This is a genomic window from Enterobacter sp. CM29, assembly GCF_013179605.1.
GTDB classification, from domain to species: domain Bacteria; phylum Pseudomonadota; class Gammaproteobacteria; order Enterobacterales; family Enterobacteriaceae; genus Enterobacter; species Enterobacter intestinihominis.
The window spans coordinates 36,040-53,879 of record NZ_JABMCU010000006.1 but is presented as its reverse complement, the minus strand read 5'-3'; the positions used below and the strand labels follow the sequence as shown (position 1 = coordinate 53,879).

General features: G+C 56.5%; 13 protein-coding genes. 7 read left to right on the top strand and 6 right to left on the bottom strand.

Annotated elements, in window-relative coordinates; all coding sequences use genetic code 11:
• Positions 1-248 precede the first annotated feature (248 nt).
• Positions 249-1,745 (top strand): L-asparagine permease, encoded by a 1,497-nt coding sequence (gene ansP, locus HP459_RS01885; protein WP_022648235.1) that lies wholly within the window; start codon positions 249-251, stop codon positions 1,743-1,745.
• Between the two features lie 92 nt (positions 1,746-1,837).
• On the opposite strand, the gene HP459_RS01880 is transcribed toward ansP, so the two are convergent.
• The gene (locus HP459_RS01880; protein WP_022648236.1) at positions 1,838-2,899 is read right to left on the bottom strand and encodes a YncE family protein; all 1,062 of its coding nucleotides are present in this window, start codon (positions 2,897-2,899) and stop codon (positions 1,838-1,840) included.
• A gap of 247 nt (positions 2,900-3,146) precedes the next feature.
• Here HP459_RS01880 and pqqU point away from each other — a divergent pair, with 247 nt between their 5' ends.
• Positions 3,147-5,264, top strand: a complete 2,118-nt coding sequence (gene pqqU, locus HP459_RS01875) for a TonB-dependent receptor PqqU (RefSeq protein WP_171935866.1) — start codon at positions 3,147-3,149, stop codon at positions 5,262-5,264.
• Positions 5,265-5,396: 132 nt separating this feature from the next.
• On the opposite strand, the gene HP459_RS01870 is transcribed toward pqqU, so the two are convergent.
• The 3 genes from HP459_RS01870 to HP459_RS01860 all read right to left on the bottom strand — a co-directional run bounded on the left by HP459_RS01870 (position 5,397) and on the right by HP459_RS01860 (position 7,998).
• Positions 5,397-6,065 carry a GntR family transcriptional regulator gene (locus HP459_RS01870; protein WP_022648238.1) on the bottom strand — a complete coding sequence of 223 codons (669 nt, stop codon included), beginning with the start codon at positions 6,063-6,065 and terminating at the stop codon, positions 5,397-5,399.
• Positions 6,066-6,321: 256 nt separating this feature from the next.
• Positions 6,322-7,356, bottom strand: coding sequence for an NADP-dependent oxidoreductase (locus HP459_RS01865; RefSeq protein WP_022648239.1), 1,035 nt, complete (start codon positions 7,354-7,356; stop codon positions 6,322-6,324).
• Between the two features lie 66 nt (positions 7,357-7,422).
• On the bottom strand, positions 7,423-7,998 hold the full coding sequence (locus HP459_RS01860) for a helix-turn-helix domain-containing protein (protein WP_017382277.1): 576 nt from the start codon (positions 7,996-7,998) through the stop codon (positions 7,423-7,425).
• 148 nt (positions 7,999-8,146) lie between these two features.
• On the opposite strand from HP459_RS01860, the gene HP459_RS01855 reads away from it, so the two are divergent.
• Positions 8,147-8,665 carry a GNAT family N-acetyltransferase gene (locus HP459_RS01855; RefSeq protein ID WP_023306282.1) on the top strand — a complete coding sequence of 173 codons (519 nt, stop codon included), beginning with the start codon at positions 8,147-8,149 and terminating at the stop codon, positions 8,663-8,665.
• The gene (locus tag HP459_RS01850; protein WP_022648242.1) at positions 8,662-9,111 is read left to right on the top strand and encodes a DMT family transporter; all 450 of its coding nucleotides are present in this window, start codon (positions 8,662-8,664) and stop codon (positions 9,109-9,111) included. Before HP459_RS01855 ends, HP459_RS01850 begins: the two co-directional genes overlap by 4 nt.
• Before the next feature lie 3 nt (positions 9,112-9,114).
• Here the strand turns inward: HP459_RS01850 and HP459_RS01845 are convergent, their stop codons facing one another.
• Entirely contained in the window at positions 9,115-9,348 is a 234-nt protein-coding gene (locus HP459_RS01845) for a YdcY family protein (RefSeq protein ID WP_045308172.1), read from the bottom strand.
• Positions 9,349-9,448: 100 nt separating this feature from the next.
• A complete protein-coding gene (locus HP459_RS01840; protein WP_023306283.1) occupies positions 9,449-11,047 on the bottom strand; it encodes an ABC transporter substrate-binding protein in 1,599 nt (532 codons plus the stop codon).
• Between the two features lie 282 nt (positions 11,048-11,329).
• Here HP459_RS01840 and HP459_RS01835 point away from each other — a divergent pair, with 282 nt between their 5' ends.
• The 3 genes from HP459_RS01835 to HP459_RS01825 are packed head-to-tail and all read left to right on the top strand — an operon-like array spanning position 11,330 to position 17,818.
• Positions 11,330-12,661 (top strand): SrfA family protein, encoded by a 1,332-nt coding sequence (locus tag HP459_RS01835; RefSeq protein WP_171935865.1) that lies wholly within the window; start codon positions 11,330-11,332, stop codon positions 12,659-12,661.
• 4 nt (positions 12,662-12,665) lie between these two features.
• On the top strand, positions 12,666-15,647 hold the full coding sequence (locus HP459_RS01830) for a virulence factor SrfB (protein WP_171935864.1): 2,982 nt from the start codon (positions 12,666-12,668) through the stop codon (positions 15,645-15,647).
• Positions 15,644-17,818, top strand: coding sequence for a virulence factor SrfC family protein (locus HP459_RS01825; RefSeq protein ID WP_171935863.1), 2,175 nt, complete (start codon positions 15,644-15,646; stop codon positions 17,816-17,818). Before HP459_RS01830 ends, HP459_RS01825 begins: the two co-directional genes overlap by 4 nt.
• Positions 17,819-17,840: the final 22 nt, after the last annotated feature.

Here is a 17,840-nt window from a genome sequence, read left to right as displayed (position 1 = left end):
CGATTCAGCGCGTTGTGATCGCCGTCTGCTCTGACCACACGATTTCCTTCGACGAGCATCACTTTCGGCACGGTTATATTTTGCGTCGCTTATCAATTGCGGGTAGGATGCCTCGCCATGTTTTGCCTTATCCATACACAGAATGACTGGAAAGGCAGCATGTGTCTGCGCAGAAGCAATCGTTTGTTTCGGCTTCTGCCAGGCAGGACTATCACGTTAATGGTTCAGACAGGCAAACAGGTAACTCAATGAAAACAAGCAATAAAAGCGCAGCCGATCATCATGCTGCTAAACGTCGCTGGTTGAACTCTCATGAAGAGGGCTATCACAAGGCGATGGGCAACCGTCAGGTGCAGATGATCGCCATCGGCGGCGCTATCGGTACAGGTCTTTTTTTAGGTGCAGGCGCACGTCTGCAAATGGCTGGCCCGGCTCTCGCCCTGGTCTATCTGGTGTGCGGTATCTTCTCTTTCTTCATTCTTCGCGCCCTCGGCGAGCTAGTGCTCCACCGCCCTTCCAGCGGTAGCTTTGTCTCTTACGCCCGTGAATTTCTCGGTGAAAAGGCCGCGTATGTCGCGGGCTGGATGTACTTCGTTAACTGGGCAATGACCGGTATCGTCGATATCACCGCCGTTGCGCTGTACATGCACTACTGGGGCGCGTTTGGCGATGTGCCGCAGTGGGTATTCGCCCTCGGGGCGCTGGCAATCGTCGGGACCATGAACATGATCGGCGTGAAATGGTTCGCCGAGATGGAGTTCTGGTTCGCGCTGGTGAAGGTGCTGGCCATTGTGATCTTCCTGGTGGTCGGGACCGTATTCCTCGGCACCGGTAAACCGCTGGACGGCAACGCCACCGGCTTCCACCTGATTACCGATAACGGTGGTTTCTTCCCGCACGGCCTGCTGCCAGCGCTGGTTCTGGTCCAGGGCGTGGTATTCGCCTTTGCCTCCATCGAACTGGTCGGTACGGCGGCAGGTGAATGTAAAGATCCGCAGACGATGGTGCCAAAAGCCATCAACAGCGTGATCTGGCGTATCGGTCTGTTCTATGTGGGCTCCGTGGTATTGCTGGTACTGCTGCTGCCGTGGAATGCATACCAGGCGGGGCAAAGTCCGTTTGTGACCTTCTTCTCTAAGCTGGGCGTGCCGTACGTGGGCAGCATCATGAACATCGTGGTACTGACTGCCGCGCTCTCCAGCCTGAACTCCGGGCTCTATTCGACGGGCCGTATCCTGCGCTCCATGTCGATGGGGGGCTCTGCGCCGAAGTTTATGTCGAAGATGAGCAAGCAGCAGGTGCCTTACGCGGGTATTCTGGCTACGCTGGTGGTGTATATCTTTGGCGTGTTCCTGAACTATCTCGTGCCGTCTCAAGTGTTTGAGATCGTGCTGAACGTCGCTGCGCTGGGCATCATCGCCTCCTGGGCCTTTATCGTGGTGTGTCAGATGCGTCTGCGCAAAGCAATTAAAGAAGGGAAAGCGGCTGACGTCAGCTTCAAGCTGCCGGGCGCGCCGGTGACCTCCTGGCTTACCCTGCTGTTCTTGTTGAGTGTGCTGGTGCTGATGGCCTTCGACTACCCGAACGGTACTTACACCATCGCCACAATCCCGCTGCTGGCGGTGCTGTTGATTGCTGGCTGGTTTGGCGTGCGTAAACGCGTGAATGAAATCCACAGTACCGCCCCGGTTCATCCTGGAGATGACAAACAGGATGGTCCGCTGGTGGAAGAGACGTCGCGTTAATAAAAAAGCCGGGTGGCGGCTACGCCATACCCGGCCTGCATTTCATGGTTTTCCAGGCCCGGTAAGCGCAGCGCCACCGGGCAATTCCCACCTTAAAGCGCGATACGAATCACATCGTCAGGCTGAGTGGCTTCCTGCTGACGGGTAGACTTCTGTTTCACCGTCACGTACAGCGTTTTACCGTCCGCAGACAGCGCCAGGCTGTTCGGGTAAACCGGCGTATCGAAGGTTTTGGTCACTTTGTAAGTTTTGGCGTCAATCACGCTCACCTTGCCCGCCTCGCGGTGCGTCACATAGGCTTCGTTACGCGCCGGGTTAAACAGTACGGCCAGCGATTCTGGCGCGGCGATTTTCTGCATTACGCTGCCATCTTTCAAATTCACCACCAGCACTTCAGGCTGTTTTGAATCCGTCACAAACGCACGCTGGCCGGCAGTGTCCAGGCTCAGGTTCAGGTAGAAGTGCTCTTTTCCGTCTTCCTGTACTTTCTTACGGCTGAGGATTTTGTTGGTCGCGGTATCAATGGTCACCAGCTCACCGTCCGCATTGGTGGTATACAGGCGTTTTGCCTTCGCATCCAGCGCCAGTCCGGTGCTGAACGTGCCGGTGTTCGTGATGGTGTCCTTCAGCTTCAGCGTTGCGCCATCAACAACCCAGATCACGCTCTCCTTGCCGATGCCGGTAATGTATACCGTATTGGTCGTGTCATCGGCCACCAGCTGGCGCGGCTGAAGCGGCTTCACCGTGTCGCTACGTTTGCGATCGTCCAGCACCAGGCGCCCTTTCACCTCGCTCGTTTTGGCGTCAATCGCCGTCACGGCGCTGTTGACGGTGTTACCGAACCACAGCGTCTGGGTGGCGTTATCGATCGTGGCGCCAAACGGCTTGAGATCGTTATGAATCGCCTGCGTCACTTCCAGCGTGACCGGATCCAGACGATAGACCACGCCGCCCTTATCGGTTTTGCGGCTTTGTGACGTCGCAACCCACAGCGCGTTTTCCTGCTGGCTGACGGCCATTTCATACGCGCCCTTGCCGACCGCTTTGCGCAGCATCTCTTCAGCGGCATGAACCTGGAACGTACCGGCAAACAGTAAAGAGCCCAACAGCAGAGACCCACGCAGGCGCGGCGAGCACAGATGACGTAAAGACATAACAATTCCTTTTTAAATGAGGAGATTTACCGCTGACATCGCTTCCGGCGGGCAAAGTCATCGCTTTGCCGTTATTTTAATGAGAATAGTAATCATTAATGAGTTGAATGTGGAGTATTTCTTTCCTGCAAAACCTTACATTCACGAAATGTGCGGTTATAGTTTTCATAACATTTACAAAGGATTTAACATATATACACAGGTTCCAGTTGATTTGGTTCGAATTTTTTCTTAACCGGCTTACTCCATGAAAATTATTACTGCCCATAAGGCCTCACTACCCCTGTTGTTCGTTCCCGTCATTTTTGGCCCGCTGAGTGCGATGGCCGCGGATGAACAGACCCTGATCGTCAGCGCCACGCCGCAAACCGTCTCAGAACTGGACACCCCGGCCGCAGTCAGCGTGGTGAGCGGCGAGGATATGCGACATGCCACACCGCGCATCAACCTTTCTGAATCCCTTGGGAGCGTACCTGGCCTGCAAATCCAGAACCGCCAGAACTATGCTCAGGATCTGCAACTTTCCGTTCGTGGATTCGGCGCGCGCTCAACCTTCGGCGTACGCGGGATCCGCATGTACGTGGACGGCATTCCGGCAACCATGCCCGATGGCCAGGGGCAGACATCAAACATTGACCTCAACAGCATAGAGAGCGTCGACGTGCTGCGCGGCCCCTTCTCTGCCCTGTACGGTAATGCCTCCGGCGGCGTGATCAACATCAACACCCAGACCGGACAACAGCCAGCCACCATTGAAGCCAGCAGCTATTACGGCAGCTACGGCACCTGGCGTTACGGTATGAAGGCCACCGGGGCGGTGGGTGATGGTACTCAGGCGGGCGATGTGGATTACGCCGTATCCACTACCCGTTTTACCACCCATGGCTATCGCGACCACAGCGGCGCGCGCAAAAACCTCGCCAACGCGAAACTGGGCGTGCGCATTAATGATGTCAGCAAGCTGACGCTGATTTTTAACAGCGTGGACATGAAAGCCAACGATCCGGGCGGACTGAGCTATCAGGAGTGGCAGAACAACCCGCGCCAGTCACCACGTGGCGATCAGTACAACACGCGTAAGACCATTAAGCAGACCCAGGCCGGGATCCGCTACGACCGTCAGCTGAGCGAACAGGACGACCTCAGCGTGATGATGTATGCCGGTGAGCGTGAAATGACTCAGTACCAGTCCATTCCGGCGTCCACTCAGCGCGAGAATCCTGCGCATTCGGGCGGTGTGATTGATATGCAGCGTCACTATCAGGGTATTGATACGCGCTGGACCCACCGCGGCGAACTGCTGGTTCCGGTGACATTTACCACCGGGTTGAACTACGAAAACATGAGCGAAAATCGTCGCGGGTATGAGAACTTCGTGATGGGCAACGGCGTGCCAGATTATGGCGTGAAGGGTAATAAACGCCGTGACGAACGCAATCTGATGTGGAACCTGGATCCCTACCTGCAAACCCAGTGGCAGCTAACGCAAAAACTGTCCTTAGAGGCGGGCGTACGTTATAGCTCCGTCTGGTTTGACTCCAACGATCGTTACATTACCCCGCAAAACGGTGATGACAGCGGCGACGCCAGCTACCACAAATGGCTCCCGGCAGGTGCGGTGAAATACGCCGTGACCGACGCATGGAACCTGTATGCCGCGGCAGGACGGGGATTTGAGACGCCGACCATCAACGAACTTTCCTACCGTTCTGATGGCAAAGGTGGCCTCAATATGAACCTGCAACCGTCCACCAACAACACCTATGAGATTGGCAGCAAAACCCGCATCGGCAATGGCATCCTGACGGCGGCGCTGTTCCGCACGGATACCGACAACGAGATCGTGGTGGACGAAAGCAAGGATGGTCGCACGACTTATAAAAACGCGGGAAAAACGCGCCGTCAGGGTGTGGAAATTGCGCTCGACCAGCAGTTTGCCGAGAACTGGAAGCTGAAGATGGCGTGGACCTATCTTGATGCCACCTACCGCACCAACGTCTGTAGCAATGCAGACTGTAGCGGCAACCGGATGCCGGGGATCGCCCGTAACATGGGTTATGCGTCGTTTGGCTGGGAGCCTGAGGAAGGCTGGTACGCGGGGGCAGATGCCCGCTACATGAGCGATGTCATGGCCAACGATACCAACACCGCTAAAGCGCCCTCTTATACCGTTGTGGGCCTGAATACCGGCTATAAACTCAACTACGGCAAATGGGGAATGGACGTCTTTGGTCGCGTCGATAACCTGTTCGATAAAGAGTACGCCGGTTCAGAGATTGTTAACGCTGGCTACAACCGCTATTACGAACCTGCCCCTGGTCGTAACTATGGCGTGGGCCTGTCGGTCTCTTATCGTTTTGAGTAAACCATTCTCCGGCAGCGCACGTTGCCGGTAAAAAAATAAGCAAAATAACATCATTCCCGGTTGCCTGATGCGCCGGGAATATAATCAAGGACGTTTGATACAAATAAACAAATAAGTGCGCCAGAGGGATCCTTAACTGTAGTATTGCCGTTGCAGAAGAATATTGGCTTCATCAATGGCTTTGTCGATCGCTTCCCGGCTGGCCGTCACATCCCTTTGCTCAAGCGCAGAAAGCAGATCGTCATAATGATAGGTCGCTGCGGGAACCTCGCTTAACTCTTCATGCAGATAGTGAATGCACGGACCAATCCGTACCCAGAGCTGCTCAATCAGCGAGTGAAGGGTCGGCATCTCGGCATACTGATAGAGCGTGAACCGGAACACGCGGTTGGCATGGATCGCTTTCTGTACATCGCCCTGATGCATGGCGGCACTGAAGTTATCTGACAGCGCGCGTAACGCATCCAGTTTGGTCTCGGTCATATTCTGGCACGCCGCCGCAACGGCCATCGGTTCAAGCTGCTTTCTGATGGCGTTAATTTCGTTATAGCGTTCCAGCGTCACTTCTGGCACCAAAAACGCCTGCGCTGGCGTGGCCTGTAATGCCCCCGCCGACACCAGGCGCAGCAGGGCTTCGCGCACCGGTGTGATACTGGTGCCCAATTTATCCGCAATCTCTTTTGTAACGAGTCGAGCCCCAGGTTTTAATGAGCCCGTAATTAATGCTCCCTTTAAACTGTTCTCTACTTGCAAAGTCAGACTGATTCTTTGTGCTTTTTCCATATGTTCCAAATCAAGCATGTTTAATTCCCGTAGCCAAACAAAATGCCATTTTCAGCGTCTGTTTAAAAAAACATCGCCGGTTAGATATATCCTGTATCGTCATGCCTGTTATGAGGGGCGCGCGTAATATTAAAATCGTTCAAATAATATTGCATTTTTCACTTCTGGCTCAGCTGGGCCGAGGCGCGCAAAGCTTATGGATTAATTAAAGACAATATATCGTATCTTCACAAATAATTATGGCGGACACTGCCCGCCATAACCGATGCTCTGTTTAGTCGGCCGCCACGCGGATCACAACCTTGCCGAAGTTTTTCCCCTCAAGCAGGCCAATCAGGGCGTCCGGCGCCGCGTCCAGCCCTTCCGTAACCTGCTCGCGATAGTGAATTTTGCCTTCCTGCACCCAGCGGCCCATTTCCTGCTGGAACTCGTCAATACGATGACCATAGTCCTGCGCGATAATAAAACCCTGCATACGGATGCGTTTTTTCAGGATGGTCCCCATCAGTAGCGGTAAGCGGTCCGGACCCTCCGGCAGATTGGTCGCATTGTAGCCGCTGACCAGTCCGCAAACCGGCACGCGCGCGGAGGTATTCAAGAGCGGCAGCACGGCGTCAAAGACTTTACCGCCGACGTTTTCGTAATACACATCAATGCCCTGCGGGCAGGCTTTAGCCAGTTGTTCGTCAAAATCATCCGCATGGTGATCCAGACAGGCATCGAAACCGAGCACGTCGACCGCATGACGGCATTTCTCCTCCCCGCCAGCCACGCCGATGACCCGGCATCCTTTGATTTTACCGATCTGCCCCACCGTTGCGCCGACCGGCCCCGTGGCCGCCGCCACGACAAGGGTTTCCCCTGCCTGAGGCTGGCCGATATCGAGCAGCCCCATATACGCGGTGAAGCCCGGCATCCCTAGCACGCCGAGTGCCCATGAAGGATGCGACGGGTTTTCACCCAACTTCACCAGCCCCTGCCCGTCGGATAGTTCATACTCCTGCCAGCCGCTGTAACCCAGAACCCATTCACCCTCTTTATAATCCGGATGACGGGAGGTCTCGACGCGGCTTACCGTGCCGCCCACCATCACCGCGCCAATCTCGACCGGAGGTGAATAGGATGGCGCATCGCTCATACGGCCTCGCATGTACGGATCAAGCGAGAGCCATACGGTGCGTAATAACACCTGCCCCTCTGCGGGCGCGGGGATCGGCTGCTCTTCCAGGCGGAAATTATCGGCAACCGGCGCGCCGTGTGGACGGGAAGCCAGCACCCAGCGTCGGTTTTGCGTAGTAGATTGACTCATTCATCGCTCCTTACTGCTGAAAATGTCATTCAAGTCTGGCACGTTATCCTGCGGATCGCCTGTGCATTATGAGCCGGACTGATTAAGCCGCACGACCAGATAAAGGCACGATTCATCCGTTTCGTTGATAAACCGGCAGTCGTTCGGCGGCCCGAGTTCCAGACAATCTCCGGCCTTCATTTCATGGCGAGTATCCCCCTCCAGAAAGACCAGTTCACCTGCCTGCAACCAAATCAGCTGTCGTGCCAGCGCATAAGAGGAGGCGGGCATCGGCACATCGCTACCTGCGGGTAGCTCCACCTGGACGAGGTCGATAGGCATATCGCTGCGCGGCGACACATGGCGACGCAAATAGTGGGTTTGCGGATCGCGCCAGACGGGCTGATTCGCCAGACGTAACAGTTTGCCCTCCTGCATTTCCGCGCGCGCAATAAGCGTAGACATGCTAATACCGAAGGCACCGGATAACCGCGCAAGCAGCGTCGCCGTTGGGCTACTGTCACCCCGTTCAATCTTATGGATCATGGCGCGTGAGATACCTGCCCGTTCGGCCAGTTCGCTTAATGACCAGCCCCGCGACTCGCGTTCAAGGCGTATGCGGGCGCTAATGCGTTGATTCATATTGTCTGTCATTGTATTCATGACGTCATACTATAGTGTACGGATGGTTTTTCGGGGCAGTTTTGTGACAAAAAAATAGGGATTTTGTCGTAGCGATGCAATATAAGAACTGTGTAATATTGTGAGTAAATCGTACTACTATAGTGAACACCACAGCCAGAGGTTACCCATGATTGTTCGTCATGCCTGCAAAGAAGATTGTGCCGCTATCGGTGAAATTTATAACCATGCGGTGCTGCACACTGCCGCCATCTGGAATGATAAAACTGTCGACACCGATAACCGTATTGCATGGTTTGAGGCGCGTACTCTGTCGGGTTATCCAGTGCTGGTCAGTGAAGAAGACGGAGTGGTGACGGGATACGCCTCATTTGGCGACTGGAGAGCGTTCGACGGATTTCGCCACACGGTGGAGCACTCGGTGTACGTTCATCCCGAACATCAGGGCAAAGGCATTGGCCGGCTGCTGATGACGGAGTTAATCAAGGAAGCCCGCCAGATCGGTAAACACGTGATGGTTGCCGGTATTGAGGCGCAGAACCAGGCGTCAATTCATCTGCACGAAACCCTTGGCTTTATTACCACCGGCAATATGCCGCAGGTGGGAACCAAATTCGGTCGCTGGCTGGATTTAACCTTTATGCAGCTCCAGCTTGATGAGCGCAGCGATCCGGATGCTCTGCCATGAATCAATCGTTGACGTTAGCGTTTCTGGTAGCCGCCGGGATTGGGCTGGTAGTGCAAAACACCCTGATGGTGCGCATTACGCAATCTTCCTCCACCATTCTTATCGCCATGCTGCTGAACTCGCTGGTGGGGATTGTGCTGTTTGTCAGCATTTTGCTGGTGAAAAATGGCCTGGCGGGGTTTAACGAACTGGCGTCAACGGTGCGCTGGTGGACGTTGATCCCCGGCCTGCTGGGGTCTTTTTTTGTCTTTGCCAGTATTAGCGGCTATCAAAATGTGGGCGCGGCAACGACCATTGCCGTCCTGGTGGCAAGCCAGCTGATTGGCGGTCTGGTGATGGACATCCTCAAGAGCAACGGCGTTCCCCTGCGCGCGCTGGTTGGCCCGGTCTGCGGCGCAGTGATGCTGGTGGTCGGCGCCTGGCTGGTGGCACGGCGCCAGTTTTAACCCTTACAGAATAGTCCCGCCCTGCGTAAGGTGGGCATGGCGCGCCTCCGCCTCTTCTTTATGCTGCTTGCCATGATGCGCAATCGCGGTACGCAGGCGCTGCTGCTGGCTATAGCGATCTTCACGGCTGAGCTCTGCATCATCGCTTAATTCGATTAGCAGTTCGTTCATGTGAGTAATTACGCTCTCTTCGATGGTGGCATCGACGCGGGCGATAACATCATTTAAATGTGACATTGTCACTCCTTTTCACATGCCCGGTGGCGCTACGCTTACCGGGCCTACATATGACACCCGTAGGCCGGGTAAGGCATAGCCGCCACCCGGCAAAATACGATCAGTTCAGCTTCGCTTTCGAGAAATCGCTGCCCATCAGGCTTACGCTGTACCCGGTCACATTGCTGCGGGTCGCGTAGAACGTTTTGCCGTTAGCTAACGCAATCCACGGTGCCTGCTGGTAGAAAATCTCCTGTGCCTGGCCATACAGCTTCGCACGTTCGTCCGGGTTGCTGGTCAGTTTGGCCTTTTGCACCAGCTCATCATACCCCTTATCACACCAGCGCGCGGCGTTAGATCCGGTTTTGATGCTGTTACAACCCAGTAGCACATCGGCGAAGTTGTCCGGATCGCCGTTATCAGACATCCAGCCGAACAGCGCGGAATCATGCTCGCCTTTGCGCATGCCGGAGAGATATTCCCCCCACTCATATGAGACGATTTTCGCCTTCACGCCCACTTTCGCCCAGTCAGCCTGGATCATCTCTGCAATGCGTCGGGAGTTCGGGTTGTACGGACGCTGAACCGGCATGGACCAGAGGGTCACTTCCGCGCCTTTCTCCAGACCCGCCTGCTTCAGCAGCGCTTTTGCTTTTTCCGGATCGTAGCCGTAATCCTTCAGATCTTTGTTAAAGCCGAGCATGTTCGGCGGGATCGGCGATTTAGCGACCGTACCAGACCCCATAAAGACCGCGTTCACAATGGCCTTTTTGTCCGTCGCGTAATTCAGAGCCTGGCGCACCAGCACGTTATCAAACGGTTTTTTCTCTGTGTTGAACGCCAGGTACCCCACATTCAGCGCATCCACCGAGTGCAGCGTCAGGTCTTTGTTTTTCTTGATCGCTTCAAACTGCACCGGCGACGGCGCAGGAATGATCTGACACTCGTTCGTTTGCAGCTTCGCCAGACGCGTCTCAACGTTTGGCGTGATGGAGAAGATCAGGTGTTTGGTCGGCACCTCTCCCTCCCAGTAGTTCGGGTTGGCGACGTAGCGGATAAGCGAATCCACCTTGTACTGCTGAAGCACATACGGCCCGGTGCCGATTGGCCAGGTGTCCACATTTTCAGGCGTGCCCTTTTTCAGCATCGCGTCCGCGTACTCGGCAGAGAGGATCGAGGCGAAGTCCATTCCCCAGTCGGCCAGGAAAGCCGCGTTGGGTTCGCTCAGCGTGAACTGAACGTGATAATCGTCGATCTTTTTCACATCCTGAATGAGCTTGTCGAGGCCCACGTCATTAAAGTATTCGTAATTACCCTGGGAAACATTGTGATAGGGATGCTTAGGGTCTTTCTGACGCATAACGGAGAAAATAACGTCATCAGCGTTAAAATCACGGGTCGGTTTGAAGTATTTATTGCTGTTGAATTTCACCCCTTTACGCAGGGTAAACGTGTATGTTTTGCCGTCTGGCGAAATGGTCCACGACTCCGCAAGAGAAGGCACCGGCGTGTTTTTTACCGGGTCGAAGTTAATCAGACGGTTATACAGCGTTTGCGAGCTGGCGACAAACGAGGGGCCAGAGCTGGCGATCTGCGGGTTAAACGACTCCGGCGACGCCTCGGAGCAGTAGATAATGGTGTCTTTGTTTGCCGCCCATGCGGCGCTTGCCGGTAGCAGCGCGCTCAGCGCGAGGGCGAGCACGGTTTTCCCTGTAAACATAATTATTACCCTTTCGGTTTTATTATAGTGAACAGTAATAACAGCACAGACGTTTTGGCCTGACAAATAACGAATCACTATCAGGTTATTCTAAAGCCGTACATTTCGCTGGTTTTAGCATCAGCCCGCAGAAACCGATTTGCCTTAAGGTCCATTATTCGTCAAGCACAACCGTTACGATCAATGCCGCAAGAAATCGTCCCTTTTGTCGTCTCCTCCGCCGTTTGCTTGCTTACCTGTTTCGTTAAAGTAATGGCGTGAAGAAGTCTACAGGACCAAATCGTGGCAAAAACACTTTTACGCAGCGGTAATCTGGATGATTTTCAGGCCGTTGGCGGCGGCGGACAGGCCGTTTTTGAATCAGCGCTGCAAATCCGCGAAGCGCTTCGGTTGCGCAAACAGCAGGCTATCGTCGATTGCCTGGCCATTCCTCAGGTCAATGACGGCGGCGATCGCGTTGACTGGTACTCCCCGGTTGAGGGAACCGTCTCCAGCTGGAAGGCGGCGGATGAAGACGATCGTTTTCGCGCCCTGCGCTATCTGGAAAACACGCTCGCCAGCATGGAGTCGGTGAGTAAAAAATGCCTTCAGTCACCGAAAACGGCGCAGCAACTGTTTGGATCTCTGCTCTCTAAAGCTTTCCAGTTTCCCGGTGAAAACTTTGTTTTCCTGGTGGATGGCAAACCGGTGATCTGCTTCTGGGGTTTCGTCAATCTTAACGAAAACGCGCGCGACGACGTGCTGGACTGCCTGCGCGAATCGTTGGTCCCTGAACCTGAACCCGTGATGATTAACGAACCTGAACCTGAGCCAGAACCGGCCCCGGTGGTGACCTTCGAGCAGGCCGACGCGCCGCTTATCACGCCTGTGGCTACCGTCCGTATCACCGAAGATGAGCTGTATACGCCAGAGCCGGTGTGCATGAACACCGTGCCGTCAGAGCCCGCACCATCGGTGGTGCAGAAAAAACGTCGCTCCCCCCTGTGGTTGCTGCCGGTTGCCGCCGTCATTATTGCAGCCATTGCCACGCCGCTGCTCTGGCCAAAACAGGCCCCGACCGCAGCACCAGTTACCTCACCAGCGCCAGCACCTGTCGCCATTGCTCCGGCCCCCGTGAAGACGGTTGAGCCGCTTGAGCTGAAACTCCCGCTGCACCAGGCAGAAGTGGTAGAGCCGAAGGTGAAGACGCCTGCCCCGGCAGCCGAACCGGTGGTCATTACCGCTATCCCGAAAGATGCGATGGTGATGGAGGCAAACCAGGTCAAAGCGGGGTTAACGCGCTTCCTGAACGGCACCTGGCGCGCGTTTCTCGATGTGCAGGATCCGCTCACCGGCAAACCGCCGTCTCTGCGCTACCAGATCCAGAACAATAAAGGTTTCGCCCGGGTCGTGCATGGCGACAACATTGTCTGCCGGGTAGACGTCTTTTCCGGATTACACAGCAACGGTGAGCTGTTGATCAAAACGCGCGGAAACGCTCGTTGCACCGACGGTTCACGCTATCCGATGCCGGAAGTGACCTGTAAGGCAGGTGCCAGCGACGTGGCGGAATGCACCGCACGTTACGATGCCAACACCGTCGTTCCTCTGACGTTCAAGAAAGCAGGTGTCTGATCCTATGCTGGTTAATCTTTGCGACTATAAACAGAGCGTGACGCTGATTGCTAACAGCGGCGTACAGTTTCTCGATTTTGGCCTGACTCCGCAGGACACCGCCAGCAACGGGCGTTTCGTGCGTAAAACGGCAAATGGCCCGCTGCTGCGCCTGGATTTTGACCTGGTCAACGGCCGGTACACGCTGCCTGCCACCGATGGCGGGAAGCCGGAAGTGGTCAAGCCTGAAAGCACCATTCCACTGCATGACTCCCTGACCGTGCTGGACGGTGTCTGGCTGCCGCTCCCTTTCCTGCGCTTTAACCCGCCGCGGACGTTTGTTGATGGCCCGGATAACTGGGCGCGCGTCCAGGTACGGAAGCTGTCCACGCCCGACGCGGCAGGCAATACGCACCGGGTCACCGTCGCGCTCGACAGCCAGATTGCGGAGCATGCGACGTCTGCCCTGTCGCCGGTTGAAAACGACATTCTTAACGGCACGCGTTTCGCCCTCGCCTGGCGCGACAGTGAGGTTGAGAGTTTCCTCGACCAGACCTGGATTGACGGCTGGCTGCGTGAAGCCTTCACACAATATGCTGACGGGGTTGAAAAACGCGCCGAGCGCGAGCTGCATCAGGCCATGCGCAGCTTTGAATATCAGGCGCACTGGCTCAACCTGCTCTCCATGCTCGGTGAACAACTCACCGTGCCGGAAGTGAAGTTTGTCACCCATACCCTGAGCACCCCTGCTATTCCTGTCGATCTGATCCTTGACGTAGGCAACACCCACACCTGCGGCGTGATTATTGAAGATCATGGTGATGCCAACGACGGCCTGCGCCAGACAGCTGAACTCCAGGTGCGTTCCCTGAGTGAGCCGCAGTTCCTGAATGAGCCGCTTTTTACCAGCCGTCTTGAATTTTCCGAAGCGCGTTTTGGCAAGCAGCACTTCTCGGTGGAAAGCGGCCGGGAGGATGCGTTCGTCTGGCCATCCATTGTCCGCGTGGGTGATGAAGCGCGTAAGCTGGCGATGCAGCGTCTGGGCACGGAAGGCAACAGCGGTATCTCCAGCCCGCGTCGCTATCTGTGGGACGAGACGCCGGTGGTGCAGGACTGGCGCTTTAGCCAGATGAACAGCAAAACTCAGCGCGAACCGCTGGCAACCGCGTTTCCGCTGATGAACCTGATGAACGACGACGGGGAACCGCTCTTTACGCTGCCGCAGGATGAGCGCCTGCCGGTGTTCTCGCCGCAGTACAGCCGCAGCACCCTGATGACGCACATGCTCTGCGAGCTGCTGGCTCAGGCGCTTGGCCAGATTAACAGCGTAGCCACCCGCTTGCGGCTCGGCTTCCCGGCCTCTCCCCGCCAGCTGCGAACGCTGATCCTCACCCTGCCTTCGGCGATGCCGAAACAGGAGCGCGAGATTTTCCGCCGCCGCATGTTCGAAGCCATCGCCATCGTCTGGAAAGCGATGGGCTGGCATCCGCAGGATGAAGATTTTGCCAGCCGCAAGCAGCAGGAAAAAAGCGTGGTGCCGGTCCCTGAGATCCAGATGGAATGGGACGAGGCCAGCTGCGGCCAGCTGGTGTGGCTGTATAACGAAGCCATTTCCCACTTCGGTGGCCAGACCGAGGCCTTTTTCGCCTCCCTTGCCCGTCCGGATCGCGCGCCTGAGCCTGGCGTCCAGCCGGGGCGCGCTCTGCGCGTGGCCTCGATTGATATCGGCGGCGGCACGACGGATATGGCCATCACACACTATCAGCTAGACGATGGTACCGGTAATAACGTCAAAATCACCCCGCAACTGCTGTTCCGCGAAGGGTTCAAGGTCGCTGGCGACGACACACTGCTGGACGTGATCCAGCGCTACGTTCTGCCCGCCCTGCAAACCCAGCTTCAGAAATCCGGCATTGCCGATGCCTCCCAGCTGATGGCATCCCTGTTCGGCGACTCCGGGCGGATCGATACCCAGGCGGTCCTGCGCCAGCAGACGGCACTTCAGCTCTTTATGCCGATCGGCCACGCGATCCTGGCGGCGTGGGAATCGAGCGATGTTGACGATCCGCTGGCCGGGCTGCATGCCACCTTTGGCGATCTGCTTGCGCAAAAACCGACCCGCAACGTGATGAACTATCTCCGGCAGGCGATCGACCATGCGTTGCCTGCCGGCTCAGAACACTTTGATCTGTTCAGCGTCCCGCTGCACGTCAGTTTCCGCGAGATGCAGGACGCGATGCTGGCGGGTCAGTTCACGCTTGCCGCCCCGCTGCATGCGGTATGTGAGGCGATCTCTCACTACAGCTGCGATATTCTGCTGATCACGGGACGGCCAGGCTGTCTGCCAGGCGTTCAGGCCTTGATTCGCCACCTGCAACCGGTGCCCGTCAACCGCATCGTCTGGCTGGATAAATACCAGGTTCATGAATGGTATCCGTTCAGCCAGCAGGGACGGATCGGCAACCCGAAATCCACCGCTGCGGTGGGAGCGATGCTCTGTAGCCTGGCGCTGGATCTTCGTCTGCCGCGCTTTAACTTTAAAGCAGCGGATATCGGCGCGTACTCTACGGTGCGCTATCTGGGCGTGCTGGATAACACGATCAATACCCTGCGGGACGAGAACGTCTGGTATCACGATATCGACCTCGATAAACCCGGCGCGAAACTGGACGCCCGTCTGCACTTCCCGCTGCGCGGCAACGTTACGCTCGGTTTCCGGCAGTTGGCCAATGCCCGCTGGCCCGCGACGCCGCTCTATACCCTGAGCATCAACTCAGCCGAGCTGGCGAAAGCCATTGCGGGCGACGGCGTACTGAACGTGCGCCTGAAGCTGCGTGGCGGCACTAAGCAGGAAGGCCCGGAATCTTTCGAGCTGAGTGATGCCTGGCTACAGGACGGCACGCCAGTGCCGCCGGACGCCCTGACATTTAAACTGAATACTCTGGCCGATCGCCGACACAGCGGCAGCCACTACTGGATCGACAGCGGGAGCGTATACCTCAAATGACTGCGACGACTGCCACCACTCAGGCCTTAATCGGGTGGATCAACGAGACGCGACAGCACGCCCCGATGCTGGATAACGAAGCCGACGCCCTGCTTGCCCGCCTTAACGCCGCGCGCGCGCGTGAAGAGGCCCTCGAACGTGCCCTTGTCTGCCAGGGCAGCATCGGCTTATACGGCCACTCGCAGGCCGCGAAAGCGCATCTGCTGGCCTCCCTGTGCGGCAGCGGCGACGAACGGCTGAACGTTACGCCGGGTCAACGCACGTTTGATTACTTCTCGCATATTAACCCCGGGCATGCGCCGACCAACATGGCCGTGCGTTTCACCAGAGCGTCCCGCGAGGTCGCAGACGACGCGTTTCCCCTGCGCCTGAGCCTGGTAACGGAGGCCGAGCTGGTACAGCTGTTTATCGCCCGCACCACGTTGGATCCGCAGATCCGCGCGGTGGATAAATCGGTGATTGAAGCCCGGCTTGAGAAGTGGCGTACGCTGCGTCAGCCGCACAGCGTGCCGGGAATAACGGCGCAGGAAGTCGCGACCGTTGCCCGGTTCTGGCAAACCGTAGTACCCGGCGCTAAGCAGCATATTGATGATGCCCTGTGGCACCAGTTTGCCCTGCTGGTTCCGTCGCTTGATCTCAGCACCCGCGCCAGCGTCTGGTCTCTGCTGTGGGGTGAGCAGCAGGAGTTAACCCAGCAGTGGCTTAAACTCGCCCAGGTGCTGCATCAAACCAGCCATGCCAGCGCGCTTGCGGCGCCGTTGAGTCTGCTGGTGGACAGTTTTGGTCTGCCGTGTGAAGGTTTCCTTACTCACGGGGCCTTTACCGTGCCGGAAGCGCAGGAAACATTGCTTCATCCGGTAAATAACGGCGAGTTACTTAATGCCATTAGCCTGCCCGTCGATGTGCTGGCCTGTCTGACCCGCGAAGTGGTGCTGCCCGTTGAAAACTGCGTTCTGGATAACGTAGATATTATTGATATTCCGGCCATTTCTGAGGAAAACACGCCGCTGATGACGCAGGCAAAATGCCTGTGGTTGCTGGAGCATTATCGTCAGCACATACAGCCGGATGTCCTGGTTATCTGCAATGCGACGGCCCACCACCAGCAGACGGCAAAAACGGCCAGGCTCCTGCAAAACTGGGTCAAAGAGACGCAGCCGGTGGAAGAGTCCGCGTTGCCGGGCCTGGTCTGGGCCATTACCCCTCACGATGCGCGGTTTACCACAAAGCAGAATCTGGACGAAGCGGTGCAACAGTTGCTGGGCCAGCCGGGTCTGCGCTGGGGCACGCTCCAGGCGCTCGATACCCACAGCATGCAGCGGGTAATTGAATGGCTGTCGCAGGCTACCCTTCCAGCACAGCGCCAGAAGCGTCTCCACGCGCTGAAAAGGCTGTTGCAACAGTCTCTGACCACGCTGATGCGCGCATACGTAGCCCCACTCACTCAGGAGCCAGGCGCAGGGCGGGCAGAGGCCGAAAAAATGGTCCGAACGCTGCAAGGCAGCGCCGCTCGTCATGGAGAACTGCTTGAGGGGCTTCTGCCGCCGTTAAACGCGTTTGAGACGCTGCTGACGGTTCACCAGCCCCGTGAGGAAAAGGTCAACGGCCTGTTTAACGACGTTATCGATCTGTTTGCGGAAGAGACGCCGGAATATCCAGGCGCGTTGCAGACCAAAGACAAGGCGCGACTGGCCCATAACGTATGGGTTAACCATCTTCGTCAGTGGAGTCGCAACGACGCGGCCGCCACCCGTCTGGGCCTGGACCCAGAGGTATTGCAGCAAATTGCGGATGTGCTGATCGTTACCAGCTACCGGCTGGATCTGCCGCTGCAACTGCAACGCATTGCAGAAAAAGATAAAAGCAGTGCTGCGCAGCTGCATGCCGCGACAGGCAATTTCATTAGCTGGCTTGGCTATGAACTGACGCCCGTTTCTGAACGGCCTGCAAGCCGGATCCGCAAAGGTCAGCCAATTTTTGTGACACCAGTTGTGAGCAATGCTTCACCCCGTCTTACCCGACTTGGCGAGCAGCCTGTTCATGCGGCGACAGCCTATGTTTATGACTGGCTGGTTGCGCTCTACACCCGCGCGATTGAGAATGTGGATTATCAGTGCCCGTATGACATTAAGCCTGCTGCGCGGAAAGCCTTGTCTGCCTTGCTGTCTTAATCATTGCAACCCGCAGCAATGC